Source organism: Bradyrhizobium sp. SHOUNA76 (assembly GCF_023006445.1).
Lineage (GTDB): Bacteria > Pseudomonadota > Alphaproteobacteria > Rhizobiales > Xanthobacteraceae > Bradyrhizobium.
In genome coordinates, this window is record NZ_JALBHA010001220.1 from 1 (window position 1) to 223 (window position 223).

The 223-nt window shown below is 65.0% G+C and carries 1 protein-coding gene; it reads left to right on the forward strand.

Annotated features, from left to right (window positions below; all coding sequences use genetic code 11):
• A partial coding sequence (locus MOV74_RS40590) for an ATP-binding protein (RefSeq protein ID WP_246933159.1) occupies positions 1–223 on the forward strand: 223 nt, incomplete at both ends.

The following is a 223-nucleotide window of genomic DNA, read 5'->3' on the forward strand; positions in this document are numbered from 1 at the left end:
GCTCGAGAAGATGAGCGAAGCCCAGATCCACAAGTTCATCTTCGCGCCGGGCTTCTCGACCGCGGCCGCCATCACCTCGGTCTCCGGCCGCGGCGTCGGCATGGACGTGGTGCGCACCAATATCGACCAGATCGGCGGCACCATCGACATCAAGAGCGTGGCCGGCGAAGGCTCCTCCGTCACCATCAAGATCCCGCTGACCTTGGCGATCGTCTCGGCCCTG